At 50.3% G+C, this 23,524-nt stretch carries 28 protein-coding genes and 2 pseudogenes; all 30 read right to left on the bottom strand.

Going from position 1 to position 23,524, the window contains the following annotated elements; all coding sequences use genetic code 11:
* Window positions 1-114 precede the first annotated feature (114 nt).
* Window positions 115-321 carry an MmcQ/YjbR family DNA-binding protein gene (locus DW819_RS08465; RefSeq protein ID WP_243025727.1) on the bottom strand — a complete coding sequence of 69 codons (207 nt, stop codon included), beginning with the start codon at window positions 319-321 and terminating at the stop codon, window positions 115-117.
* Between the two features lie 9 nt (window positions 322-330).
* Complete coding sequence (locus DW819_RS15940) at window positions 331-480, bottom strand: hypothetical protein (RefSeq protein ID WP_243025724.1); 150 nt, start codon at window positions 478-480, stop codon at window positions 331-333.
* Window positions 464-1,051: a hypothetical protein gene (locus DW819_RS08460; protein WP_243025722.1), complete on the bottom strand. Its 588-nt coding sequence runs from the start codon at window positions 1,049-1,051 to the stop codon at window positions 464-466. The genes DW819_RS15940 and DW819_RS08460 overlap by 17 nt, the downstream gene beginning before the upstream one ends.
* 538 nt (window positions 1,052-1,589) lie before the next feature.
* On the bottom strand, window positions 1,590-3,326 hold the full coding sequence (locus DW819_RS08450) for an ABC transporter ATP-binding protein (RefSeq protein ID WP_118732904.1): 1,737 nt from the start codon (window positions 3,324-3,326) through the stop codon (window positions 1,590-1,592).
* A gap of 3 nt (window positions 3,327-3,329) precedes the next feature.
* Window positions 3,330-5,099: an ABC transporter ATP-binding protein gene (locus DW819_RS08445; protein ID WP_182432601.1), complete on the bottom strand. Its 1,770-nt coding sequence runs from the start codon at window positions 5,097-5,099 to the stop codon at window positions 3,330-3,332.
* 74 nt (window positions 5,100-5,173) lie between these two features.
* On the bottom strand, window positions 5,174-5,698 hold the full coding sequence (locus DW819_RS08440) for a hypothetical protein (protein ID WP_243025720.1): 525 nt from the start codon (window positions 5,696-5,698) through the stop codon (window positions 5,174-5,176).
* A 260-nt stretch (window positions 5,699-5,958) separates the two neighbouring features.
* On the bottom strand, window positions 5,959-6,909 hold the full coding sequence (locus DW819_RS08435; protein WP_243025719.1) for an AraC family transcriptional regulator: 951 nt from the start codon (window positions 6,907-6,909) through the stop codon (window positions 5,959-5,961).
* 57 nt (window positions 6,910-6,966) lie between these two features.
* On the bottom strand, window positions 6,967-7,422 hold the full coding sequence (locus tag DW819_RS08430) for a 2-dehydropantoate 2-reductase N-terminal domain-containing protein (protein WP_243025717.1): 456 nt from the start codon (window positions 7,420-7,422) through the stop codon (window positions 6,967-6,969).
* Window positions 7,419-8,261 (bottom strand): class I SAM-dependent methyltransferase, encoded by an 843-nt coding sequence (locus tag DW819_RS08425; protein WP_118732901.1) that lies wholly within the window; start codon window positions 8,259-8,261, stop codon window positions 7,419-7,421. The genes DW819_RS08430 and DW819_RS08425 overlap by 4 nt, the downstream gene beginning before the upstream one ends.
* Complete coding sequence (locus DW819_RS08420) at window positions 8,258-9,046, bottom strand: alpha/beta hydrolase (protein WP_118732900.1); 789 nt, start codon at window positions 9,044-9,046, stop codon at window positions 8,258-8,260. Before DW819_RS08420 ends, DW819_RS08425 begins: the two co-directional genes overlap by 4 nt.
* 185 nt (window positions 9,047-9,231) lie before the next feature.
* Window positions 9,232-9,906 carry a class I SAM-dependent methyltransferase gene (locus DW819_RS08415; protein WP_243025715.1) on the bottom strand — a complete coding sequence of 225 codons (675 nt, stop codon included), beginning with the start codon at window positions 9,904-9,906 and terminating at the stop codon, window positions 9,232-9,234.
* A complete protein-coding gene (locus DW819_RS08410) occupies window positions 9,875-10,780 on the bottom strand; it encodes an alpha/beta hydrolase (protein ID WP_207665302.1) in 906 nt (301 codons plus the stop codon). The genes DW819_RS08415 and DW819_RS08410 overlap by 32 nt, the downstream gene beginning before the upstream one ends.
* Window positions 10,781-10,791: 11 nt before the next feature.
* Window positions 10,792-11,397 (bottom strand): annotated as a pseudogene (locus DW819_RS08405) (class I SAM-dependent methyltransferase).
* 1 nt (window position 11,398) lies between these two features.
* Window positions 11,399-12,013 (bottom strand): class I SAM-dependent methyltransferase, encoded by a 615-nt coding sequence (locus DW819_RS08400; protein WP_118732898.1) that lies wholly within the window; start codon window positions 12,011-12,013, stop codon window positions 11,399-11,401.
* Window positions 12,014-12,411: 398 nt separating this feature from the next.
* Window positions 12,412-12,630 carry an alpha/beta hydrolase gene (locus tag DW819_RS08390; RefSeq protein WP_243025713.1) on the bottom strand — a complete coding sequence of 73 codons (219 nt, stop codon included), beginning with the start codon at window positions 12,628-12,630 and terminating at the stop codon, window positions 12,412-12,414.
* 30 nt (window positions 12,631-12,660) lie between these two features.
* Window positions 12,661-12,978: a TfoX/Sxy family protein gene (locus DW819_RS08385; RefSeq protein ID WP_118732897.1), complete on the bottom strand. Its 318-nt coding sequence runs from the start codon at window positions 12,976-12,978 to the stop codon at window positions 12,661-12,663.
* A 46-nt stretch (window positions 12,979-13,024) separates the two neighbouring features.
* Complete coding sequence (locus DW819_RS08380; RefSeq protein WP_003864540.1) at window positions 13,025-13,402, bottom strand: SdpI family protein; 378 nt, start codon at window positions 13,400-13,402, stop codon at window positions 13,025-13,027.
* A gap of 295 nt (window positions 13,403-13,697) precedes the next feature.
* On the bottom strand, window positions 13,698-13,829 hold the full coding sequence (locus tag DW819_RS15935; RefSeq protein WP_243025731.1) for a DUF3801 domain-containing protein: 132 nt from the start codon (window positions 13,827-13,829) through the stop codon (window positions 13,698-13,700).
* On the bottom strand, window positions 13,792-14,496 hold the full coding sequence (locus tag DW819_RS08370; protein WP_243025711.1) for a DUF3846 domain-containing protein: 705 nt from the start codon (window positions 14,494-14,496) through the stop codon (window positions 13,792-13,794). The genes DW819_RS15935 and DW819_RS08370 overlap by 38 nt, the downstream gene beginning before the upstream one ends.
* Window positions 14,497-14,521: 25 nt before the next feature.
* On the bottom strand, window positions 14,522-14,875 hold the full coding sequence (locus DW819_RS08365) for a hypothetical protein (protein ID WP_243025697.1): 354 nt from the start codon (window positions 14,873-14,875) through the stop codon (window positions 14,522-14,524).
* 102 nt (window positions 14,876-14,977) lie between these two features.
* A pseudogene (locus DW819_RS08360) lies at window positions 14,978-15,238 on the bottom strand (chromosome partitioning protein ParB); the annotation flags it as partial.
* 434 nt (window positions 15,239-15,672) lie between these two features.
* Window positions 15,673-16,062 (bottom strand): 30S ribosomal protein S9, encoded by a 390-nt coding sequence (gene rpsI / locus DW819_RS08355; protein WP_118732896.1) that lies wholly within the window; start codon window positions 16,060-16,062, stop codon window positions 15,673-15,675.
* A gap of 28 nt (window positions 16,063-16,090) precedes the next feature.
* Entirely contained in the window at window positions 16,091-16,525 is a 435-nt protein-coding gene (gene rplM, locus DW819_RS08350; RefSeq protein ID WP_118732895.1) for a 50S ribosomal protein L13, read from the bottom strand.
* 204 nt (window positions 16,526-16,729) lie between these two features.
* Entirely contained in the window at window positions 16,730-17,833 is a 1,104-nt protein-coding gene (gene truA / locus DW819_RS08345; protein ID WP_118732894.1) for a tRNA pseudouridine(38-40) synthase TruA, read from the bottom strand.
* A 151-nt stretch (window positions 17,834-17,984) separates the two neighbouring features.
* On the bottom strand, window positions 17,985-18,779 hold the full coding sequence (locus DW819_RS08340; protein WP_118732893.1) for an energy-coupling factor transporter transmembrane component T: 795 nt from the start codon (window positions 18,777-18,779) through the stop codon (window positions 17,985-17,987).
* Entirely contained in the window at window positions 18,776-19,636 is an 861-nt protein-coding gene (locus DW819_RS08335) for an energy-coupling factor transporter ATPase (protein ID WP_118732892.1), read from the bottom strand. Before DW819_RS08335 ends, DW819_RS08340 begins: the two co-directional genes overlap by 4 nt.
* Before the next feature lie 12 nt (window positions 19,637-19,648).
* Window positions 19,649-20,524, bottom strand: coding sequence for an energy-coupling factor transporter ATPase (locus DW819_RS08330; RefSeq protein WP_118732891.1), 876 nt, complete (start codon window positions 20,522-20,524; stop codon window positions 19,649-19,651).
* A 129-nt stretch (window positions 20,525-20,653) separates the two neighbouring features.
* The gene (locus DW819_RS08325; protein ID WP_243025695.1) at window positions 20,654-21,244 is read right to left on the bottom strand and encodes a TIGR01440 family protein; all 591 of its coding nucleotides are present in this window, start codon (window positions 21,242-21,244) and stop codon (window positions 20,654-20,656) included.
* Window positions 21,245-21,401: 157 nt separating this feature from the next.
* Window positions 21,402-22,073 (bottom strand): GntR family transcriptional regulator, encoded by a 672-nt coding sequence (locus DW819_RS08320; RefSeq protein WP_118732890.1) that lies wholly within the window; start codon window positions 22,071-22,073, stop codon window positions 21,402-21,404.
* 19 nt (window positions 22,074-22,092) lie between these two features.
* Window positions 22,093-23,511, bottom strand: coding sequence for a Sapep family Mn(2+)-dependent dipeptidase (locus tag DW819_RS08315; RefSeq protein ID WP_118732889.1), 1,419 nt, complete (start codon window positions 23,509-23,511; stop codon window positions 22,093-22,095).
* Between the last annotated feature and the right edge of the window lie 13 nt (window positions 23,512-23,524).

Genomic DNA, 23,524 nt, shown 5'->3' with positions numbered 1-23,524 from the left:
TAACTATTCACAAATCTTATATCAGTTTTTAACGTTTACACAAAACTTGAAACGGTCTCTAAAATATGTAGATTTCACAAATTCCAGTTTCTCAGTTTCAAAAACTAGAATTTGTCAGTATCTCTTTTTGCGTGTTTTGGGTATCGTTGCTTCATAACTCATATCAAGCAACATTTTGATTTTGTCATCTGATACGCTGCCATTCAGTGCAACAGTAATCCAGCTATCCTTGCTCATGTGATACGCCGAGAAGAAGCCGGGTTCCTCTCGCAGTGTTCCAATCAGAATTGGGCCACATTTGAAATTAACCACTTCCAGCATTTCTTCGCCTTACAGCCCCAGCTTGTTTTTTGGTACATCCATAATCAGAGCAAACCTCTTCCGATTGTTACAATGCCGGAACGCAGTTCCACCAATGATAGCATATTGTTCTTCACTGCCCTTGAACCATTCCTTAAAGCTATCAATTCCTGTAACCATCTATCTTCCTCCACAGTTCATTCAACATTTCTTCTACTGCTTCTTCAACCCGTTCATCTGCATCTTCTCTCAATGCCAATACCAGCGAAAGCTCATCTACAATGTTTCGCGTGGACAATTTTCGTGGATTGTATCTCCACATCTCTACGGCCACTTGCACCTGCGAATTCTGCAAGCTATTGCTCATAACATCTTTCCATTGAGAGATTCTTTCTGCCGCATAACATCTGACATTCGGTGTGTTCAGCATGGAATACTCTGCCAACGCCGAATATCCACTTTCCAACAGCTCTGTTCCCACCAATTCTTTCGGAATATAAACCGTTCGTTTTATTGGATTCAGCAACTTATCTCCTGCTTTTTGGAACAGTGTTTTCGGAGAATCCTCAGATTGCATGATCCTCTGCACACCGACTTTTCTGATATGCAGCAATCCCATTTCTTCAAGCTGTCTTGATTCCCTTGATATAGAAGTAGGTGTCAGTTCCAAGTCCTTCGCAGCTTGACTTGTAGATAAAAAAACCGATGCAACATGAGCATTACACCCACATTGCACCGGACATTCCATCATCAACTGCTCTGTCTATTTTCTTCTTCCTTCTGCACTTCCTGCTCATGCAGCTGCTCTTTTTTCTACTCGTCCCCTTTCAGGATTTCCTGCACAGTCTCCTGTGCTCCAGGCCAATCCTGCATACAGGACAGTTCGATCAGCAAATCACTCATGATCACTCTATCATGGGCACAGCCAATGATAAGTCCTATGACACAACCCATGATAACTTAGAGGATGACACCCATCAAGATATCCACCAAGTTAGCCACCAAGATTCTACGCCGTCAGCAGTTATATTGCACCTAATCCCCCATTTCCAACTCGTTCAAAAGCGAATCCTGCAGAAGCGAGTCAAACACATCATTCTCGACCGCACAGCGTAAAGAGTCTGTATTTCGTTTCAGTACATCCGATGCAGAAACAGCAGAAACTTGATATACGCCTTCCTCCAGATGTTTACGTAAAAACACATAACTATTCTTTGGCAGGTTCAAATCCAGCATATCTGTATCCCGTGCTGTACACAGGGCTCAGACCGTTTCGCTTTTCTTCTCTGTTATGCCTTAACCAACGACCATCCTTGGCTCTTAGTCTGGAGCTGTACCATGTGGGCAAAAATGCCGCCCTTATGCAGCAACTGTGCAGGCGATCCCTGTTCTGCTACTGCTCCATCTTTGAGCACCACAATCTTATCTGCACTGGAAACAGTGCGCATTCGGTGAGCAATAATGAGAACCGTTTTATCCTTGATAAGTCGTGACAGTGCTTCCTGAATAGCAGTTTCGTTTTCCACATCCAAACTGGCTGTGGCCTCGTCCAGCAGGATGATAGGCGCATCCTTCAGAAAAGCACGGGCGATGGAAATGCGCTGACGCTCGCCGCCGGAAAGAGCGCAGCCATTCTCGCCGATGTTGGTGTTCCACTTGTCCGGCAGCTTCTCGGCAAATTCCTCGCAGTTTGCCAGCTTTGCCGCCGCAAGGACCTCCTCGTCGGTGGCCCCCTTGCGTCCCAGACGGATGTTTTCGAGGATCGTGTTGTCAAATAGTGTCACATCCTGAAAGACGATGGAATACAGGCTCATCAGTTTTTCCGGGTCGATTTGGGAAACATCCATGCCACCCACGGTGATACGACCCTTCTGGTAATCCCAGAACCGTGCTGCCAGCCGGGAAACGGTGGTCTTGCCGCCGCCGGAGGGGCCCACCAGTGCCGTAACCTCCCCCTGCTTTGCGGTAAAAGAAACGTCCCGCAGAACCGTCTCGCCGGAGTTATAGGCAAAGCCCACATGGTCGAACACGATATCGCAGCCCTGATTGGTCAGCTGCTCGCTGCCGGTCTGCAGGGGAGCGTCCAGAATCTCATTCATCCGCCCCACATTGGTGCGCATGGCGATGACCGCCGCCAGATTCTGCAAAGCGCCCTGCATGGGGTCGTACATCCGGGATGCCGCCATCAGGAACAGAAACAGGGTCAGTACGTCGATGCTGCCCTGCACCAGCAGCACTGAGCCGGTGAGCGCCACCGACGCAATGCCCAGCTTGAGCACCATACCCGCAGAGGACACGAACAGCGCTGTCGTCAGTTCTGCCACGATGGACTGCTTTTCCACTGCCCGAATTTTGTCGGAAAGGCCGAACAGATAACGTTGCTCCGCATTGCTGGCTTTCAGGTCGCGGAGGGTCTCGATATACTCCTGAATGCCGTCCGCACAGGCCATTTTCGCCGCCATGGTCCTGACCTGCACCTTGTCCTGCACCCAGTAGCTGCCCACCACGATGGCAACAGATACCGGGATGACCCACAGTGCCGCCAGTGCCATCCGCCACTCAAAGGCAAACAGGCTCAGGGCAATGAGCACCGTGGAAATGAGGGAACCGAACAGACCGGGAATGAAGTGGGAGCAGTCCTTTTCCAACACCTCGCAGTCCGCCATGATGGTGCTTGTCAGGTCGGCAAGGTCGCGCTTGCCAAAATAGGACAGGGGCAGCTTCCGCAGCCGCTCCGCAAGGGTCAGGCGGCGGGTGCCGCTCTCTTTATAGGTGGTAAAATAGGTGCCGTTGTACTGGAACCATGTGGTCAGTAAAATCAGTGCAAAGCAGGCAACGCACCCCAGCAGATAGAAGGTGCTTCTCCCGCTCGTGGAGCCTGCCAGCAAGTCTTTTACCAGAAGATACAGCAGCCCGGTGGGCAGCATGAACGCCATGTTCTGGAACGCACAGGCCAGAACGCCCTTTACAAGCCCCTTTGCGCCCTCCGGGGAGCTGGCTGTGGCGTGTTGAATTTTTCCGATCATTCCTTACCCCTCCTTTGCGACCTTCCACTGCACCGAAGCCTGATAATCCTGCCACATCCGAGCAAACAAGCCGTTCTGTGCGCACAGCTCATCCTTTGTGCCGGATTCCACAATCTGCCCATCCTGCACCACATGGATGCAGTCGGCGTTGGCGACGGTGGACAGGCGGTGTGCGATCATCAGCACCGTTTTGCCCTTGGCAAGCTGGGCAAAAGCGGCCTGCACTTTTGCTTCATTGTCCGGGTCAGCAAAAGCGGTGGCCTCGTCCAGGATCAGGACGGGCGCATTTTTCAGCATGGCACGAGCAATGGCGATGCGCTGCTGCTCGCCGCCGGAAAGATACACGCCTTTGGTGCCGATGACCATATGGATGCCCGCCGGAAATTTCTCCACAATATCCATGCACTGCGCCGCCTTCAACGCTGCCAGTACCTCAGCCTCGGTGGCCTGCGATCTGCCCAGACGGACGTTATCCAGAATGCTGCCCTTGAGCAGACGGCTGTTCTGGAACACAAAGGAGATGGTATCCATCAACTCTTCCTTGGGGATAGCCCGCACATCCGCTCCGCCCACCCGGACGCTGCCGCTCTGCACATCAAAGAACCGGCAGACAATGTTTGCCAGCGTGGATTTGCCGCCGCCGGAGGAACCTACAAAAGCCACGGTCTGTCCCGGCTGAATCTCCAGCGAAACGCCCTTGATGACCTCGGTTTTTCCGTCGTAGCTGAAATGCACATCCTGCAACGTGACAGAGGAATCCTTCGGGTGCTGCGGAACAGCCTGCACCTGCATGGGCACCGCCTCCAGCACCGAGTTGATGCGTGCCAGCGCATCCGCTACCACCATCTTGCTCTCGCTCATATACATCATACGGGTCAGAGTCAGGGAGATCACCGGCGTAATGATGATATAGAACAGCAGGTTCAGCAGGAATTCCGGCGTGACACCGTGTGCCGTGAACAGCAGTCCGCCCGCGATCAAAAAGGCGAACACGCCGTTGACGGCGGCGGTGTAGAACATCATGGGCAGGCGCAGGTCTTTGGTGTAGGAGATGACCCACTTTTCGTATTCGTCAATGGTGGCCTTGAACTTTTTGAAGGAAAAGACCGACTGCCCGAAGGTCTTGACCACCGGGATGCCCCGGACGTACTCCACGGCCTCGTTGGACATGGATTCCAAAGCGTTGCCGTACTGCCGCATTTTTTCAGCCATCTGCTTGCCGATCATGGTTGCCATGATGAGAAACGCCAGCACCACCGGCGCAAGGCTCAGCAGCCCCAGCCGCCAGTCGAATGCCAGCAGCAAAACCAGCAGCCCCACCGGGGTTGCGATGGCGTTATACTGATCGGGCAGCTGGTGGGCAAGATAGGTCTCGGCGGCTCCGGTGCTTTCGTGGATGATCTTGCGCAGCTTGCCGCTGCCAAAAGTTTCGGCAAAGCCCAGCGGCAGCACCGCCAGATGCTCCGACACCGCCAGCCGCAGATTGGTCGCCACCCGGAACGCTGACAGATGAGAGCACATCAGCGCCGCAATGTAAATGAGGTAGGACAGCACTGCAAACAGCACTGCCATCCAGCCGTAATGGGGGATGTTCACCGCCTGCGCATAGTCCGGCGCGGCGTTCAGCACATCCCGCAGGATTTTCCAGATGTATACGAAGGGCACCAGTGCCACCAGCGCACTGACCGCAGACAGCACCCATGAAGCGTAGGTAAAGGCTCGGTAGTTCCCGGCATAGCCCATCAGCCGGGAAAGATCGGACTGTTTTTTCACGGAAAGACCTCCTTCAAATAATTTTTATGCCAAAATGTGCCGTGGCGTTTTTGCTCCACAGCACATTCTGCGTATTAACCTGCTAGATTTTCAGTACAGAACAGCTCAATGCAGTTGTCTATCATAGTCTGGTCGCAATCCGTAGAAATGCCAGATGCCAGCCAGTAAGCATAATCGCCTGCATCATACTGACTCAGAGCATCTGCATCCGAACCATAGCGAAACTCAATGTGGTAGGTTTCCGCACTGGTGTCTGGCGCGAGGAAAAAATAGGTAAACTCGCCGGAATCGGCATCATCACTTTCAAACTCATACAGTCCACGCACAGGCTCCATGCCAATGTAGTGATAGGTATGGGAGAACAGCTCATTGCCATCCTTATCGGTACCAGAAATGGTGGAAGTTTCGCCGTCAAAGGTCAGGGTCGCAAGGTCGCAGAAGTAGGCATCGCCGCCGTTTGCATAGGCCTCGACGGCATCCTCGCCGTAGACATCGCCCGTAACCATTGAAGAGAGCTTTTCAAAGGCAGCTTCCGCATTTTCCTCTCCCACAAGGGCGGTACAGTCGTCCAGCCATGTCTGCTGATATTCGTCTGCCAAAATTACCGGCCACAGCTCCTGATAGCTGCCTGTCAAGTCGTTCAGTAACTGTGCAATGGCAGCTACGTTTTCATCCGCCGCTGCGGATGTCGTTTCGGAAACAACAGAGCCAGTACGGTCACCGTACCCAGAACTTTTTTCATCATACGCATGGAAAATCCCCTCCAGAAAAATCGTTTGATTTTGTAATTAGCATTCGCTAACCACAAACAGATTTTACTGGAACAGGCCGTTTTTTACAAGAACCAAACAGACAAAATCTATCCAATCGGACGCATCTTCCGATATTGCGTCGGGGTCATACCAAGAGACTGGCGAAACGCGGAAGAAAACTTGTTTGGATTTTCGTAGCCGATCTGGTGTGCAATTTCTGCAATAGTGCTGTCCGTTTCGGTCAGCAGCTTCTGTGCCATCTGCAAGCGGTATTTCTTCTGATATGCATAGACCGAGCTGCCGTAAACGCCTTTGAAGCAGCTCTTGAGTGCTGTAGCCGAAAGTCCAACATCCTGCGCAAGCTGTTCAATGGTTTGATGGACGGTCAGTTTCTGTGTGAGAAGTTTTGCCGCGCGTCTGGCACATTCCACCTGATGCTGATTGAAGTAGTCTGTCTGCTGCACATCATCCCGGCCTTTCAGGCGGCTCAGAACGTGCAGCAGCTCCAGTACTTTCAACCTCATATAGCCGGTGTCCGGCACAGCGTGAGCTGTATACAACTCGGAAAAAACATGTGCAACCACAGGCGCAGACCGAAGGATGCAGCAGCGGTTCTCTGTGCAGATATACTGCCGGATAGCGTTCAGATTCACGCCATACCATTCCATCTGGCTCCGCATTTCCGGCGAGATCGCATCCAGATCCAGCAGAATGGTAATGCCGTGATAGTGCCGCAATGGGAAGCAGGAGGAGGATTTCTTGCGCGCTGCTGCACACACCGCAAAATCCCCTGCTGCCAGATAGCAGCAGCTATTTTCCCCAAAACTGCACTCGTAACGCCCCACGCGGCAGTGGTTGATCTCGATCACATTCCGCGCTGGTGCGGGAGCCTCGTCAAAGGAAACAAGATGCATATCGTTGTAGTACAGTTCTGCCCCCGAAAACAGTGGACAGATGGTCATACTCCCGCTCCCCGTTCCGTTGGAGAACACGACGGTGCGGGGCATCGCCGTGGAAGCAGTTTGCTCCGGGGAAAGATCAAAAAGTGATTTATACATAGCCATTCTCTTTTCCTGAAGATTCGCTTTTTCTTACTGATTCGCAGACGTGAACTGTCAAATTTCATTTCTCTGCAAAAATGTTTCCATCAAATCAAGATACCGTTCCGCCTGAACAATGAAGCCCTCATGACCGCCCGGAACCGTGCGGATCTCTGCATCCATCTTCCCCGGCAGCGCCGCCGCCAGCACCCTCGCCTGCACATTGTTCCCCACAAAAACGATGTTCTTCGTCCGATTCGCCCGCAGCGTGTCCAGAGCGGAATCCAGCTGTGTATAGCGCAGGACCACAAAGATCACATCGTACATTGCATCCGGTGCAAGTTCAGTCACCACCGGAATACGGCTGACCGAGGTGCGGAGCGAAAATTTGTCCTTGATCCGCAGGCCGTTCTGCTTGATCTCCGCAGCCCGTTTTCCCCGCGCAAGCAGAGTGACATCCTTTCCGGCGCGCAGCAGATTTCTTGCCAGATTGCACCCCAGAACGCCTGCACCATATACCAGAATTTTCATAGCTTGTCTCCAAATCCAATCTTTACGATCTGCATTTTCATCCCGTTGTCCCCAACCTTGGCGAGAAATCGGAAAAAGCCGCTGACGGAAGGGTCTTTCAAATCGTTGTACCCCAGCATATAGCCCATCCTGGATACTTGCAAACGGCTGTCCCATGGAGAAAGCTCCCTTTCCGCGTCGGAAACCGCGAAATACGCGCCCACATCCTTGATTTTTGCAGTCCTGAGCCACGTTTTTGCAATCATCTTCACTGCCGTCCGGTTGGCGGCATCAAAGACCAGCACCCCGCCGGGAAAGGCATTCGCCATCCCCTGCACCAGCGCCCTGACCTGCTCCGTCAGAAAGTAATAGAACACCCCGGAGGCAAAGAACACCGCCCCGCCAGAAGCATCGATCTTGTCAAACCATGCGGGGTCTTTTAGGTCACAGGGGATGTTTTGCTCCCGCTCCCCGGCAGGCAGCAGCTGCTGCCGCAAGGCGATCACATCCGGGAAATCCAGATTGTAGATCTTGCATCTGCCATTGTCGCAGGCTCTACCGATGTTATCCAGACCGCAGCCGAGGTTGACCACCGCTGCGCTGGGATGGGTTTTCAGATAATTCCGTACCTCCCACGCAAGGTCATTCTGCCGCATGGCGACCTCCAGCGCACCGAAACGCTGCATCAGGCTGCGAGAATTTTTCTCTGCCTCCGAAAAGTCGTAGTCGATTTCATCGATCAGGCACACCGCTGTTTCGTCCCGGTAAAGGTTCGGATACAGCTCTGTGCACAGCTTCCGGGAATACAGCGGAAGAATTAACGTCTCCTGCACGGTGTTTTTCTCAATCCTGTATTTCATATCGGGTCCTCATACTTTCTGATAAACGGGAGCTTCGGCATACCGTCATACGCAGCGATATATGTCAGCATTTCAGCAAAGCCTTGCGGATCACGAATCTGATATTGCATATGATCATTCCCCTCAAACACGGGGTAATTGCCGCAGGGGTAGGCTTCCATCACGATCTGACGGTATTTGAAATGGTCTTCTATGCTGCCAAACTCGAAATAGATATGCCTTTGCATTTCTTTGGAAAGTGACGGAAAGGGTTTATCCTCCAGGCTGTCCAGAATCTGTCGCCGCAGATTTGTATAGGTCAGATTTTCGCCTGCGGCTATAAAATACGGCTTTATGGAGTCATCGTCACACCACAAAATCTTTTTCAGTGTACCGCCCTTTGACCAATACAGGCTCTTGATAGCGAAATACAAAAACGGCGTCATAACGCGGCGCGTTCCTTTTGCGATTTGCGCAAACTGCCCGCCGTCAAAGAAAACGTGTCCGATGGGCAGCTTCGTGCCTGTTAAAAAAGCCATGGCAAGGTCGGCACCGATTGAGGAAGCCACAACCAGTTCAAGGCGTTCCACTCCCTGCGATTTCAGATATGCTTCCACCTGACGAACCTCGTCTGCCTTGCTGACATATTTCTGCCCTTTGCAGTACACCGTGGAAGTAGGCAGAATACAGAAATATCTATCCTGTAAATAGTTTGCAACCGGTTCGCTGCTCTCCCCCGTCACGCCCATTGCGTGAAAAAACAAAACAGCGGGAGCATTCCGATTTCCCAATGTCTTAAACTTCATTGTCTCTCCTTTCCTCAGTGAATAAAAGCCGTCATAAGGACCGCCAGCACCGCTGCTGCACCGCCGGGCTATAAAGATGCACCACCCCAACAGCCCCTTTGCAGATGCCCACAGCGCAGACAAGCGCCAGCAACGCCCCAGTCCAAGGCCCTCCAGAATCGTTTGTAAAACCATCCCTGTTCTCTTCATTCTGCTTTCCGGCAGACGAACCATGCCATGCTCTTCACGGTTCCAAGTGTTACGGCTTCGTACAGTTTCCCCAGCCGTTTTTTCAAGCTGAACGCCGTCTCATAGGGCGGTGTGAAGAACCCCGTCTTTTCATAGACGCGCCGGACGAACCAGTCCGTCCGCTTGTGCTCGCCCATCACATAAAAGCAGCCGCAGAATGTCCCGCCGGGTCTCAAGACCCGGAAAAGCTCCCGATAGGCGGCCTCCTTGTCCGGGAAAGCGTGAAAGCCGTTCAGCGACAAAACGATGTCAAAGGTATCGTCTGCATAGGGAAGTGCCCCCACATCGCCCTGCCGGAAGGTTACATTTTTCAGACGCAGGTGCTCCGCCTTTTCCTGTGCCTGCCCCATCATATCCGCCGAGTAATCGAGGCAAGTGATGTCTGCCTCCGGCATAGTCTGATAAACCGGCATGGTCAGAATGCCGGTTCCCACCGGCACTTCCAGCAGCTTACCGGAGAAATTCTCCGGAATCCCAGACAGCGCTTTTTCCAGATAATCGTCGTTTTCTGCCTTGTTCATTGCCCACACCAAACGGCACACCGCTTTCCCACTCAGGGTAGAGCAGGTGATCATGCCGTCATAAAAATTGTTTCCGGCCTCATTTCTCCAAAATCTCCACGATTTTCGCAAAGTCCTCTTTTGCCTCCTTGAAGATCGGCAGCATACAGTAGCAATGCACCATCTTCGGGCGGGCAGACACCGTATATGGGACATTCGCCCGTTTGCAGGCTTCCTCGAAGTCCGGCAGTGCGCCGTAGAGTACTTCATCGGCAGAATAGAAGAAGTGGATATCGCCTACGCCGGTAAAATCTCCCCGGGAGCCGGAGAGCATATAGTCCGGCACATTCTCGCAGCCGTGCCGCATGAATTTTTTCACTGTCACTATAAAGGCATAGTCGATGGAGATGTCCCATTCATTGAGCGCCTGCATCCGCGCCTTTTCCGCATCGTTCCACGGCACCTCACCGGGGGATACGGCGACGATGTGCCTCGGCTGCGGCAGCGGTTCGGGCTGCGCGTTATTGTGCGCCGCAATGCCCAGCGCCAGCGCACCGCCGGAGGAAAAGCCGCAAGTACTGACATTTCCGCCGCCGTACAGTGCAATCATTTTTCGATAACATTCGTACACCATCGCGTATGTTTCAGTAATGCAGTGTTCCATGCAGAGCGGGTAAAACGGAAACCACACATCACAGCCGGTCTCGCGGCAGAGCTTGCGCATCACAGGCAGGTCGCCCTTATCGGGGCCGATCACCATGCCGCCGCCGAAGAAATAGAGAATAGCACGCTTGGACGGTTTCGGACGCTCTCGCACGATCAGACAGGGAAAGCCGTTCACTGTAATTGTTTCATAATACGCCTTGCGGTCGGTGGGCGTAAAAATGCCGCGGTGCCGGTTCTGCTTTTCGATTTCCTTTTGCAGCGCATCCTCCGGCAAAGCGAACGCCTTTTTCGCGCCGGAGAGCTTATAAGCCATGTGCAGGATGGATGCAAAAATGCTCATGCTTGATCTCCTCATTTTCGCGCCGTGATGCAGAGCCAACTTTTCTTTTTGTGTATCTGTACATCGTGAAAGCCTGCCTGCTCCAGATACGCCTTTAATTCAATATCTTTGTAGATGGTCATGCCGCCGATGATCTCCGTCCACTTTTCGTCCTTGTCCGTGTCACCGTTGCTTTCGTTGCAGATGAGAAAGGTCCCGCCGGGCTTCAACACCCGCCGGACTTCCCGAAGGCACCGTGGCAAATCCGACCAGAAGTAGACCGTTTCAAACGCGGTAACCGCATCAAACCAATCCTTTGCAAAGATGATGTGTTCCACGCTGCCCTACCACACCGCACAGCGCCCTTTCTGAATAGCAGTCCGGTTTAAATTCCGGGCTTTCTCTACGCTGACAGCAGAATAATCCACACCCCTGACGATGCCTTGCGGGCATTTTTTCAGCAGCCTTTTGATATTGGCGCCTCCTCCGCAGCCGCAATCCAGCACTCTGGCATCCGGCGCAAGCTCTAAAAAGCGAAGCCCCCACCGCGCCACGGGACTGTGTCCCAGATTCATCATAGCAACCATAATTTTCCCGCCAAGCCCCACAGGCTTGCGGGTGTTTTCAAAGAATGACATATCACACCTCCGTTTTCTCACACTCGGCATAGGTCAGCGGGAATGAGGCTTTCAGAACAACGCTTTTCCGCACCGCCCAGCCGTTTTGCCGCAGGAAGCGCAAGTATTCCTCGCTCGTCCACTTTCTGTGGAGAGGGAAGCCCGCCAGCTTCATGAAAAATGCCCTGACCTTGCCGGAAAACGAGTTCCCCGCGTGGGTGAAGGTCGGCGCGATGAGTACGCCATCGTCCTTCAGCACCCGATGAATCTCGGCAAGGGCTTTCTCCGGCTGCGGCACGATGTGCAGCGCGTTGGACACGATCACCACGTCGAAGGACTTGTCTGCATAGGGCAGGCGGAACATATCCTGCACCGAAAAGTGCAGCTTTGCAGATTGATTATCCCGCTTTGCCTCGGCGATCATCTCCACGGAGGCGTCCGTCGCCTCGATGTGTGCCGCTGCTTTTACGATGTGCTTGGCGATCAGTCCCGTTCCGGTAGCCACCTCCAGCACTGTTTTGTCTTTCACGACCGGACGGATCAGCTCATACATTTTCTCGTATACTGCCCTGTCTTTTCGCATAAAGCAGTCATACAGACCTGCATTTCTGTCCCAGAAATTCTTGTGTTCTCGCATTGCTGTCTCTCCTTTTGCGGTTAGATTCATCTAACCAGCACGCGCGCATTGACAAGTTAGTTTCGGCTAACTCACGTATTTAGGAAAAGCCGCATTTCTGCGGCCTTTCGGCTTATACAAATAGCTTGCTGCAAGCATCACACATCTGTATTTTCAGCCACTGAGGATAACGCCTCTCGATCTACTCCTTATGGAAACAGCCAAAATCTATTTTCACACCATTGCGGTGACTTTTGCCATCTTATTCATATTATATCGTGCTCACTTCTTTTTTGCAATGGTGTAGTATCTCTATTTTGTCATTTCCAAACGCAGAGCACGATTAGATTTTCTTCGCAATCGTAGACAGCTCCGAAATAATGCTCAGAAGATCATTTTTGACTTCCTCTTTACTTGGCTCACTGCCCATTAGAAGATAATCCGTGCTGACATGGAGGATTCTCTATCGTTGTAAACTGCTTATCACATCCTGCATGACCATCTAATATAGGCAAAACCACATGATAATCTGTTTGAAGTCTTTCAGCAACCTCTTTGTAATTCCACCATGATAAACCGCCTCCGTGTAAAAGGATAATTACATTGCTGTTTTCTTTTCCATATTCTACATAATTCAACCTCTTTCACCTCGCTGTAAACTTCCGATTTTATGACTTCTTCTTTTTTTGTGCAGGAAGTTCATCATACATAGCGACAAACAATCTTGTCAGGAAATCTTTGTTATCAACATTATCAACCAACAACATCTCTTTTGCTCCATCATAGGGCAACTCATAAATTGCATTAGGCATAAGTGAAACACCAGATTTTACAGGTTTTACAAGCAACCTATCGTCATATATACCGCCAACAATTTTCTCACGATAATAGATGATATACTCGCCCATCATCGCACGGTATGAAATTCCCTCTAAATCGGATAACTGTTCCAATATAAAGGTTAAATATTCTTTACTTGAAGCCATATCTTTCTCCAATCTATTCTTATTTTTCTATTGGATAAACGAGAATTTATCGTCTTGTTCCATTCTTATCAAAATTCTTTTTTAATGCTATTTCTGTTGGGAGAATAGACCCAATTAAAGGAATAAGTTGAACACCACAGATAATTCCTCCTATACTCCCAACACAATCTTCATTTTTTCCAATCACTAAAAGCATGAATATTACTGTTATCGGCAACATAACCATTCCACAGACATACCAGACTTTACCACAATATTTATGAGCAAATTCCCATGTGTCTTTGTTCTTCATAGACATCGAAGTCCGATATCCAAATACTGAATTTATTTCCTTTGGAGCCTTTTTCATAAAATATCTTCCAAAACCAATCATCGTAAATGGAAGAAGCAAATCCATAATCAACATAAAAATCCAAAACCCCATTGTAAACCTCCTTTACTACAACTCCCGATTTGTTACTCACATAATATCATACTTCTCCTACAATTACATCTCTGTCATAGTCAGATGTCCTCCTTCCTTCGTTTATTAAATTCCTGTTCTCATCCCATATCCGTTCCTGTACCGGGTGCTGATGTTTCCGGGACGTATTAACCAGAAAAGACACGCTGAATGCCTATTCAGTTCTGGTATCACTATGGGCAGGCTGTTTCGTTTTCAAAGTTCGTGTAAGAAGCAAAAAAGTTCTTTACACTAAACGAAATGCTCAGAGGTCTTTTTACAGCCCTCTTACTGTATTTTTTGATTTCGTAATGGCATAATCCACACCGTATTTCCGCGCCACCTGTTCAAAGCCTTTCAAATCCGTTTTCTCAATGGGGATACTGCTGACTCCCTGATTCTGACCGATCAGTTCTTTGATACTTTGCTTCCCAATCGGCAGCTGCGCTGTTTTCTGAGCTACCTTCGCCTGATGGTGCCGGTTTACTCTTTTCCTGGGGCTTTGCAGCCTTTTCCTCCATCTTCTTCACCATGTCATCCGGAACCTGAATCGCCATGATGCTGCGTCCCATGCGAACGAACATCTGGGGCTGATGGAACTGTTCCTCAAATTTCTGCATCTGCTCCGAAGTCAGAGAACCAAAGTCATCCTCTGTCAGCCCAACCACCAGAAAATCACCGGCATAAATGTCCCACATATCCCCATCTTCGGTGTAAATCGCACGGTTCAGGAGCAGTCCATTTATTTTGCCAGATTCATTCAGAATAATGGCCACATTATCCTCAAACGGATAGGTGACTTCAATATCACCACCGACCATTGCCTGCAAATCTTCCAGCTCCGTGCCAACACTGATTTTCTTCGGGTAAGCATTGGGCTGTACCAGCAGCACATCCATCGTCCTGGTCTCTGCCAGTTCATGTTCTCCCACGGTCTTGAAGTCCACACCGGTGAAATCGCCGGAATCCAGAACATAATCCTGATTGTTCCACGCCTGCGTCACCATGCGTTCCGCGTCTTCCTGTGAGGCAGCTTCCACGGAAACCTTTCTCTGGAGAGTCTCTGTAATCTCCACATCAAATTTCTTTATAGGCACCTCCTTAGATCAGGCGCAGTGCCGGAACCAACTCGCCGCCAATGGAAACCACCGTCAGGTTTTCGTTCACATAGTCGATGGTGCGTTCCAGCGTAAACAGATTGATGCTGCACTCGTTGCCGTTCTGGTCGATTTCCGAAACTTCCGCAGCTCCCAGCAGATAGCGGGTTCTATCAGTCTCGATCACATCGCTCTTATCATAATGGAGAAGCAGTTCCCCATCTGCCACCAGGTCAGCCTCCATCTCATCGTAAACATCCTCAAAGATATCTCGACTGCCAGCCTCGGTCAGAAGTTCGACGCCATCCCCCGGCAGGATCACCATCGCAATGGACTTTTCAAACTTGGGATCATCCATCGGATTCGGCTGCGAGGCACCGTTCGGCAGTTCTTACAGTCCATGCTACACACTGCGTTGTTCTGATTCTTCTTAAAGTTCAACATCATAAAAATCTCCTTCTCATCGTTCCATATCTCGTTGTTTACTTCGCTGCCACTTTTCCAGCAGCCGGATAATCGTGTCCTGCATCTGCTTCGGCGTATAGGATTTCGGAAAATACTTCCGAAGAACCTCATTTTTAATCGTCACATGGTCAAGCTCATCCTTTTTTATTTCATTCATCACTTCACACATGGCATCCAAGGTGCAGCCGCCCTCCTGCGAGAGCTTTTTCAACCGCTGTGCCTGCGACAGGGATGGAGATGCCTGTGCATAGTCCATACCTGTTACCTCCTACTCAAATTTGTCTCGCCGGATTTCAGGCGAAAAAAAATAGAGCCTCGACCCATTCTCGTTTTCAAAGAATGAGCCAAGGCTCTATGTAACAGGATACCTGATATTATTTTTTTGCAGAATTCGTCAGAACTCGCCAAACGATCCTGACACTGTTTTTCATTCCATTTCAGCCGGATTTTTACCGAAAATCTGTCAAGGATATGGGGCTAATTTTCCCTCCAAAATGGCCTTCTGTAAACCCATTTTCCCACCCATTAGGCTCAAAAATAGGCCGTAAACCCATGGTAAACCCATCAAAATGGACTAATTTGAAGTCAAATTTCCTCAAATTTCACCATCGGAATCAGGTGATTTCAGGCATAGAAAAAGCCCGGAAAATGGCGTATTTCCGGGCTTTTTTAGCATTTTTAAGTTGTAGATTATCGCTTGCTGAACTGAGGTGCGCGACGAGCGGCTTTGAGGCCGTATTTCTTTCTCTCTTTCATACGCGGATCTCTGGTCAGGAAGCCTGCTTTCTTCAGAACCGGTCTGAACTCAGCGTCTGCCTGAAGCAGTGCTCTGGAGATACCGTGACGGATTGCACCAGCCTGGCCGGTGAAACCGCCGCCGCGAACGTTAACCAGAACATCGAACTTGTCAACGGTCTCGGTTGCTACTAACGGCTGACGAACAACTACCTTTAAGGTCTCAAGACCAAGATACTCGTCGATGTCTCTCTTGTTGATGGTGATTTTACCGGTACCCGGTACCAGATATACTCTTGCGATAGATTTTTTTCTTCTACCTGTTCCGTAATATTTATTTGCCATGATAACTTCCTCCTTTCAGTACCTTTCCTTAGAATTTGATTTCCAGAGCTTCCGGCTTCTGAGCTGCCTGCTCATGATCCGGTCCTGCATATACATGAAGCTTGGTCATCATGCTTCTTCCTAAAGGTCCTTTCGGAAGCATTCCCTTAACTGCCAGCTCAACAACGCGCTCCGGCTTCTTAGCCATCATTTCACGCAGAGTGGTCTCTTTCATACCACCTACGTAATCGGAATGATGATAGTAGATCTTCTGATCTAACTTTTTACCGGTTACTTTGATCTGATCTGCATTAACAACAATCACATAATCGCCACAGTCGATGTGCGGGGTGTAGATCGGTTTATTTTTTCCTCTTAATACTTTTGCTACTTCTGAAGCCAAACGTCCTAAAGTACATCCGGCAGCATCTACTACATACCATTTTCTCTCAATCGTCGCTGGACTAGCCATAAAACTCTTCATTGGTTAACCTCCTGTTAAACTATCTGATTCTAACGGTTCATCACCGCAATTGTTTTGAAATGTATAGTAAAATGCCTATTCCGGGGCTTTGGCCTAAGCATTTCCACCTAACGTCACAGTTGTATATTATATAATAAGCGATTCTTTGTGTCAAGCGCTTTTTCCTTGATTTTACGCCTTTTTGAGGGGTTTTCCACCGTTTTTTTATTTTTCCGGAGAGTTATCCACAGCCGGGAGCGCAGTTACCCACCGGCAGTCTGTCTGAACCAGTTTTTTCCGTTCTTCGTCGGTCAGGCATATCTCTGCTGTTTCCGGCATCTCCCCTAGAACATAACGCCCGTGTATCTGCCCCGGAACCAGGCGGTCCTTGCCTCTTTCCAGATCTGTCACATATACCCGGTCTGCTCCGTTCTGGAATGCATGGTGGATATTTCGCCGCAGGATTCCATCCAGTTCCTCATCCGCGCAGCGCGAGATCGCAAAATACGCTGTCTTGTCCTGTTTGATATGAGACTGCAGAATGTCATATTCCCAGTATTTGTTCTCCCGGTGATGCCAGTCAGGCAATTCCTGCTGATACTCCATGCTGACCAGGGTAAGGCCTCTGGCCGGTGCCGTGCGTCCTGCTGCCTGGCGGTCCCTGGCATCCAGAATTTCTTCCACGTGTTCCGGTGGATAAGCCCCCATTCCAACCTCCAGCAGCGTGCCTGCAATGATGCGCACCATATTATAGAGAAAACCGCTTCCGCTGATACGAATGGTGATCATGTCATCCTGTTTTGTAATATCAAGACTGTAGATGGTCCGCACGGTTTCCTCTGCCTGGGTCCGCACAGTGCAGAAGCTCTTAAAATCATGCTCTCCCACCAGATGCGCTGCTGCCTCTCTCATTTTATCAAGATCCAGGTTAAAATAGCAGAAATGGGCATACAGACGCTCCAACGGCATGGAAATTTTCCGGTTCAGCACCTTATATTCGTAGGTTTTGGTACAGTTAGCCTTTCTGGGATGCCAGTCCGCCGGAACCTCTTCCGAACTCTGCACCCGGATATCCTCCGGCAGACGCTGGTTTAAAGCAAAACAGATCTTATCTGCCGGCATGCGGTTTTCCGTGTCAAAAACCGCCACATTCCCACGGGCATGTACGCCGGAATCCGTACGGCTTGCACCGATGACAGAAATTGGTTCTTTTAAAAGAGCAGTCAGTTCCCGGTTCAGCACTTGCTCTATGGTGATGCCGTTTGGCTGAAGCTGCCAGCCGCGGTAGGCAGTTCCGTCATAGGCTACCACCATTCTTACTCGTTTCATCAATGTTATCCTCCCAAAGCATCCCGGCCTGAGCTTTCATGATATGCGAGAATCTGCCCTGGCAGATTTTCCTGCCGGATGCGCAAGTCAAAAATTGCTTCCCGGCCATCATGACAGGAAGCAATTTACAGTTACATTTTATTTTATCATCCTACGCACGAAGCAGGATCACGATCATCAGGTAGATCACATACACCAGATATCCCACCTGATCACGCTTGGCATATTTGAGCGGTTTCATCTTGGTACGGCCCTCGCCGCCATGGTAGCAGCGTGCCTCCATAGCCATGGCAAGGTCCGTTGCGCGGCGGAACGCAGAGATAAACAGCGGCACCAGAAGCGGCACCATGCTCTTTGCCTTCTGGATCAGGTTGCCGCTCTCAAAATCAGCGCCTCTCGCCATCTGTGCCTTCATGATCTTGTCGGTCTCTTCTACCAGAATCGGGATGAACCGCAGTGCGATGGACATCATCATGGATACCTCATGCACCGGTACTCCAACCTTATTTAAGAAACCCAGGCTCTTTTCCAGGCCATCTGTCAGTTCATTCGGCGTAGTCGTCAGCGTCATGACTGAGGAACCGATCACCAGATAGATCAGTCGCAGGGCCATAAAGCCTGCGGTTCGGATGCCCTCCTGGGTAATCTTAAAGATACCAAACTGAACGACCGGTGTTCCCGGCGTCAGAAACAGGTTAAAGCTCACACTGATCAAAAGTAAAAATAAAATTGCCTTTAAGCCTCGCACCATGAAAGAAAACGGTACCTTTGACATGCGGATGGCTGTGACCAGAAACAGGGTGGCCGCCACATAGCAGGCAATGCTGTTTGCAAAAAACAGAGAAACAATGAACACCAGCGTTCCAAACAGCTTCGTCCTCGGATCCATGCGATGCAGCACAGAATCCACCGGATAATATTGTCCTAATGTAATATCGCGAATCATGGTCTTTCATCCTTCCCGAGCAGATGCAGGATCGCATCCCTTGCCTCTGTCACTGTGGTAATATCGTCTGCGATCGGCACGCCATGCTCCTTTAAGCCATGTACAATGTAGGTGATCTGAGGGGCAGCCAGTCCCATGGCCTCCAGCTCTTTGTAATGGCGGAACACTTCCTTCGGCGGCGCGTCAAATATCTTTTCACCATGGTTCATCACCATGATCCGGTCCGCATAGCGGGCAATATCCTCCATGCTGTGAGATACCAGCACAATGGTCATATGATGTTCCCGGTGCAATGCGGAGATTTCATCCAGGATCTCATCACGGCCCTTCGGATCCAGACCTGCAGTCGGCTCATCCAGGATCAGTACCTCCGGATGCATGGCCAGCACCCCGGCAATGGCAACTCTACGCTTCTGACCGCCGGATAATTCAAACGGTGACTGCTGCCAGAGTTTTTCATCAAGTCCAACCTGGATCAGTGCTTCCCTGGCCCGGGCCTCTACCTCTTCTTTTGAGAGGCCCTGATTCTTCGGACCAAAGCATACGTCCGAAAAGACATCCACCTCAAAAAGCTGATGCTCCGGATACTGGAATACCAGCCCTACCTTACTGCGCAGGGCCTTCATGTCATAGCCATCCTGGTAGATATTTTCTCCATTATAATAGATTGCGCCGCTGCTGGCGCGCAAAAGTCCGTTCAGATGCTGGATCAGCGTGGATTTTCCGGAACCGGTATGACCGATCAGCCCGATAAACTGTCCATCTTCGATCTCAAAGCTAACATCCTTTAAGGCATACTGCTCAAAGGCTGTTCCTTCACCATATATATGATTCAAATGTTCTGCCCTGATCGACATATATGCCTCCTTTTATTTTACCTCTGGAAATTTTTCGTGGAGAATGGGAAGAAGCTTCTCCATCAGCTCATCCATCGTCAGGATTCCATCCGGAAGGTTTACGCCTGCCTGCTTCAGCTCATAGGCAAGCTCCGTCACCTGCGGAACATCCAGACGATATTCCTTCAGTTCCTTTACCCTGGAAAAGATTTCCCGCGGTGTTCCGTCCATAACCAGCTTTCCGTCATCCATAACAATAACACGGTCCGCATCAATGACTTCTTCCATATAATGGGTAATCAGAAGAACCGTGATCTTCTCCTGACGATTCAGCTCATGAAGGGTCGCGATGACTTCCCTGCGACCATTCGGATCCAGCATGGCAGTCGGCTCATCCAGGATGATGCACTGCGGACGCATAGCCATGACACCGGCAATAGCCACACGCTGCTTCTGACCGCCGGACAGTTTGTTTGGTGATTTTAAACGGTACGCAGTCATGCCGACTGCCTCCAGGCTCTGGTCTACCCTGCGCCAGATCTCGTCGGTCGGCACTCCCAGATTCTCCGGTCCAAATCCCACATCCTCTTCCACAATGTTGCCAATGATCTGGTTATCCGGGTTCTGGAATACCATGCCTGCAGTCTTTCGGATATCCCAGATATGAGCATCGTCCGCTGTATTCATACCGGAGATCCAGACAGTGCCGTCTGTCGGAAGCAGAATGCCGTTCACCTGTTTGGCAAAGGTAGACTTTCCGGAGCCGTTGTGCCCCAGAATAGCCACAAAATCTCCCTGGTTAATGTCCAGAGTCAGATCATCGATCGCACGTTTTACTTCTTCCACATGGTCATCTTCATCCCGACGGATGTAATCATATATTAATTTTGAAGCTTTTATGATACCCATAAACAAATGCTTCCTTTCCTGTGTATCTCTGTATATATTGTCGTTGTTTCATTTTAAGCGAAATTATACACAGCGTCAAGAAAAAATCCATCTGTTATCCACATTGATCTGCGATAGATGCAATTCCTTTTATAACAGACTCTCGTCGTATACGGCTCTTGCTCCGCCGGTAAACTTCAGTCTTGTTCTGGCACAGATCACCCGGGCTGCTCCGATCTGACGCCGCTCAATCCGTACCGGAACCGCCACTTCTTTTAAATGCATGCCGATCAGGGTGTCGCCGATATCCATTCCGGCTGCTGCCCGGATATGCTCCACTGCTGCCGGATGCGCAAAGCTGTGATATGCAGCTGTCGCAAAGGAACCGCCGGCCTTCGGCTGCGGAACCACATTGACCTGCTCATAGCCATAACGTTCTGCCGCTTCCTCTTCCAGGATCAGTGCCCGGTTCAGATGCTCACAGCACTGGGCGGCCAGAAATACCTCCGCTTCCTTAGCTGCCTGATATACGCCGTCAAAAAGTGCCTGTCCCAGTTCCGGACTGGAAAAGCTTCCGATCCGCTCACCGGCAACTTCGCTGGTAGAACATCCCACCACCAGAATGCTTCCTTTCTTCGGATGCGCTGCCGCAAGAAGCTGGGAGGCTGCCTCATAAGCCTCCTGCCGAATCTGCATCAGCTCCTGTGTATCTGCCTTTCTGTCAGACAATCCGTTCCCCATTCTCTGTCTCCTCCATTTTTTCTTTCAAATACTGCCTTTCATTATACGCCTTCTTTTCCAAAAGAAAAAGAGAAAAGATGACTGACAAAAGAGGCTGCCGCAAAATGGAATCTGGTACGTTTCCATTTCATGACAGCCTCTCCCTTTTCTCCATTTACTACAGATTAAAAGTCCTCGCGTAATTCGGACACATGATATCCAGAAAGGACGCAATATCCTTTTTTAATGCCTGCTCTGCCTGGTCAAATCTGCCTTCCTCCATGCACCGGATAATGCAAAGATGGCCTTCGACATCCACATTCCAGGACCGGTTATCCCGCTGATCCCAGAAGCGCTGTGCATAGGCACGGGTCAGAACTCCGGTACTGCTCTCCAACATATGGTAACAGTAATCGTTGCCGCTGTAGGAAATGAGCTTCAGATGGAACTTCATGTTGTTTTCCCAGTGTTTCAATGCCGGAAGCTCATCTGTCCCATTCCAGCAGCATTCCTTCATGGTGAACTCCTTCAGTTCCGTAATATCTTCCGGGGTAAACGTCGGAGCATAAACCCGGAAGCAACCGGTTTCGATCAGAATTCGGAAATCCACGACATCGAGGATCTCCTTCTCATTGATCCGTACCACCTCGTAGCCGTAGCGCGGATGGCTGATCAGAACTCCCTCTTTACAAAGTTCGATCAGGGCATCCCGAATCGGAGATTTGCTCACTCCGTACTTGGCAATCAGCTGTTTCTCCGTAATAATTTCGTTCTGTTTGTAAATTCCCTGGATAATATCACTCAAAACAGCTTCATAAATCTCGGCCTTCAAAGATGGCTTTCCACTCATACCGTTTTTTTGCCCTTCCCTACATCATTTTATCAAGCTCCAACAACGCAATTATATATGTTTTCAGGCCATTTAGCAACATCTTCAGCGGAACACATTCATCCGGCTGGTGTCCCTGTCCATGACCGCTCTCAAACGGATTGACTGCGTCCGGTACGCCCGGTCCAAAACCGACTGCTACCGGAAGCTTGCGGGAATAGGTTCCTCCTCCCATGGTATAAGGCTCGTAATGCTTTCCAAGGACATCGTCGCAGATATCGCATAACAGCGGAATGTACGGCCGGTCGATCGGCTGGTAAGCCGGTCTGGAAAGCTCCGTCACCCTGAACGAGAAGCCTTTCTTCTCACTGCATGCCTCAAAGCGGCGGCTGACCTCCTCGCCATCTGTCGTAACCGGGTAGCGGACATCAAAAAGAATCTTCATATTTCCGGCTTCCATGCGTACTACGCTTCCGACAGCGGTAAGCTTTCCGGACGCTTCGTCCTCAAAGGAGATATCTGCTCCTGCTCCGTAAAAGTCAGAAGTCAGCTCTGCCAGGCCTTTCACTGCATCGGCGCAGTTTCCCTGAAGCAGGGTGGTGGCGGATAATGCTGCTGCCAGAACCTGAACCGCGTTCACAGCTCCCTCCGGGAATGCTGCATGTCTGGAAATTCCGGTTGCCGTGATCCGCACATGCGGACCATCTGCCTCTGCCGTAAGTGCTTCCTGATCTCCAAGCTGACGTTTTACCTCTTCCAGGGATACACCGGAAAGCAGCGCTTCTGCCCTGGATGGGATTACGTTCACAACGCTTCCGGCATGAAAATCGATCAGATTTCCGTCTGTCCGGAGGTTCAGTTCTGCGCGCAGCAGACCTTTTTCTCCATAGCAGATCGGGAAATTGGTATCGGTGACCAGGCACAGATCCGGAATCTGCTGCGTCTTGCAGAAATACTCGATATCCTTCATACCTGTTTCTTCCGACAATCCAAAATAAATCATGACATCATTTTTTAATTCTATTTTATGTTCTTTTAAAAAGCGTAGTGCATAAAGCGCACAGATGGCCGGACCCTTGTTATCCCCTACACCGCGTCCGATCAGAAAACCGTCCTTTAAGGTGCAGCCCAGCGGCGGATACTGCCATCCGTCTCCAAGCGGAACAACATCCAGGTGAGCAAACATTCCGATTCGCTTCGGATGCTCGCCGGTACCCGGTACCACACAGCTGCCGCAGTGATATTCATGATTTACTACCGTAAATCCATATTCTCCGGCAATCTCTGCTGCTTTATCCAGTACGTTCTTACATTCTTCTCCAAATGGCCATGGCCCATCGTTCTCTACCGATATACTCGGTATCGCAACCAGTTTCGCCAGGTCCCTTACAAAATCATTCTGATTCGCCTCGATCCACTGATCGATGCTCTGCTTTAAAGCTTCGTCTGGTTTGTACATTCTGCGCGCCTCC

Source organism: Clostridium sp. AM33-3 (genome assembly GCF_003480315.1).
GTDB lineage: Bacteria > Bacillota > Clostridia > Lachnospirales > Lachnospiraceae > Brotaphodocola.
Note: the sequence above shows the minus strand (reverse complement) of the source record. Positions and strands in the feature narration are given on the sequence as shown.

Bases quoted from the DNA above. Each gene is read 5' to 3' on its own strand.
- truA (WP_118732894.1), bottom strand. From the start codon at position 17,833: ATGAAACGAGTAAGAATGGTGGTAGCCTATGACGGAACTGCCTACCGC.
- DW819_RS08450 (WP_118732904.1), bottom strand. From the start codon at position 3,326: ATGATCGGAAAAATTCAACACGCCACAGCCAGCTCCCCGGAGGGCGCA.
- rpsI (WP_118732896.1), bottom strand. From the start codon at position 16,062: ATGGCAAATAAATATTACGGAACAGGTAGAAGAAAAAAATCTATCGCA.
- DW819_RS08340 (WP_118732893.1), bottom strand. From the start codon at position 18,779: ATGATTCGCGATATTACATTAGGACAATATTATCCGGTGGATTCTGTG.
- DW819_RS08385 (WP_118732897.1), bottom strand. From the start codon at position 12,978: ATGGCTTCAAGTAAAGAATATTTAACCTTTATATTGGAACAGTTATCC.
- DW819_RS08315 (WP_118732889.1), bottom strand. From the start codon at position 23,511: ATGTACAAACCAGACGAAGCTTTAAAGCAGAGCATCGATCAGTGGATC.
- DW819_RS08410 (WP_207665302.1), bottom strand. From the start codon at position 10,780: ATGAGCATTTTTGCATCCATCCTGCACATGGCTTATAAGCTCTCCGGC.
- DW819_RS08335 (WP_118732892.1), bottom strand. From the start codon at position 19,636: ATGTCGATCAGGGCAGAACATTTGAATCATATATATGGTGAAGGAACA.
- DW819_RS08325 (WP_243025695.1), bottom strand. From the start codon at position 21,244: ATGGGGAACGGATTGTCTGACAGAAAGGCAGATACACAGGAGCTGATG.
- DW819_RS08380 (WP_003864540.1), bottom strand. From the start codon at position 13,402: ATGGGGTTTTGGATTTTTATGTTGATTATGGATTTGCTTCTTCCATTT.
- DW819_RS08320 (WP_118732890.1), bottom strand. From the start codon at position 22,073: ATGAGTGGAAAGCCATCTTTGAAGGCCGAGATTTATGAAGCTGTTTTG.
- DW819_RS08465 (WP_243025727.1), bottom strand. From the start codon at position 321: ATGCTGGAAGTGGTTAATTTCAAATGTGGCCCAATTCTGATTGGAACA.
- DW819_RS08460 (WP_243025722.1), bottom strand. From the start codon at position 1,051: ATGATGGAATGTCCGGTGCAATGTGGGTGTAATGCTCATGTTGCATCG.
- DW819_RS15940 (WP_243025724.1), bottom strand. From the start codon at position 480: ATGGTTACAGGAATTGATAGCTTTAAGGAATGGTTCAAGGGCAGTGAA.
- DW819_RS08420 (WP_118732900.1), bottom strand. From the start codon at position 9,046: ATGAAGTTTAAGACATTGGGAAATCGGAATGCTCCCGCTGTTTTGTTT.
- DW819_RS08425 (WP_118732901.1), bottom strand. From the start codon at position 8,261: ATGAAATACAGGATTGAGAAAAACACCGTGCAGGAGACGTTAATTCTT.
- DW819_RS08365 (WP_243025697.1), bottom strand. From the start codon at position 14,875: ATGGATGATCCCAAGTTTGAAAAGTCCATTGCGATGGTGATCCTGCCG.
- DW819_RS08430 (WP_243025717.1), bottom strand. From the start codon at position 7,422: ATGAAAATTCTGGTATATGGTGCAGGCGTTCTGGGGTGCAATCTGGCA.
- DW819_RS08435 (WP_243025719.1), bottom strand. From the start codon at position 6,909: ATGTATAAATCACTTTTTGATCTTTCCCCGGAGCAAACTGCTTCCACG.
- DW819_RS08330 (WP_118732891.1), bottom strand. From the start codon at position 20,524: ATGGGTATCATAAAAGCTTCAAAATTAATATATGATTACATCCGTCGG.
- rplM (WP_118732895.1), bottom strand. From the start codon at position 16,525: ATGAAGAGTTTTATGGCTAGTCCAGCGACGATTGAGAGAAAATGGTAT.
- DW819_RS08400 (WP_118732898.1), bottom strand. From the start codon at position 12,013: ATGCGAGAACACAAGAATTTCTGGGACAGAAATGCAGGTCTGTATGAC.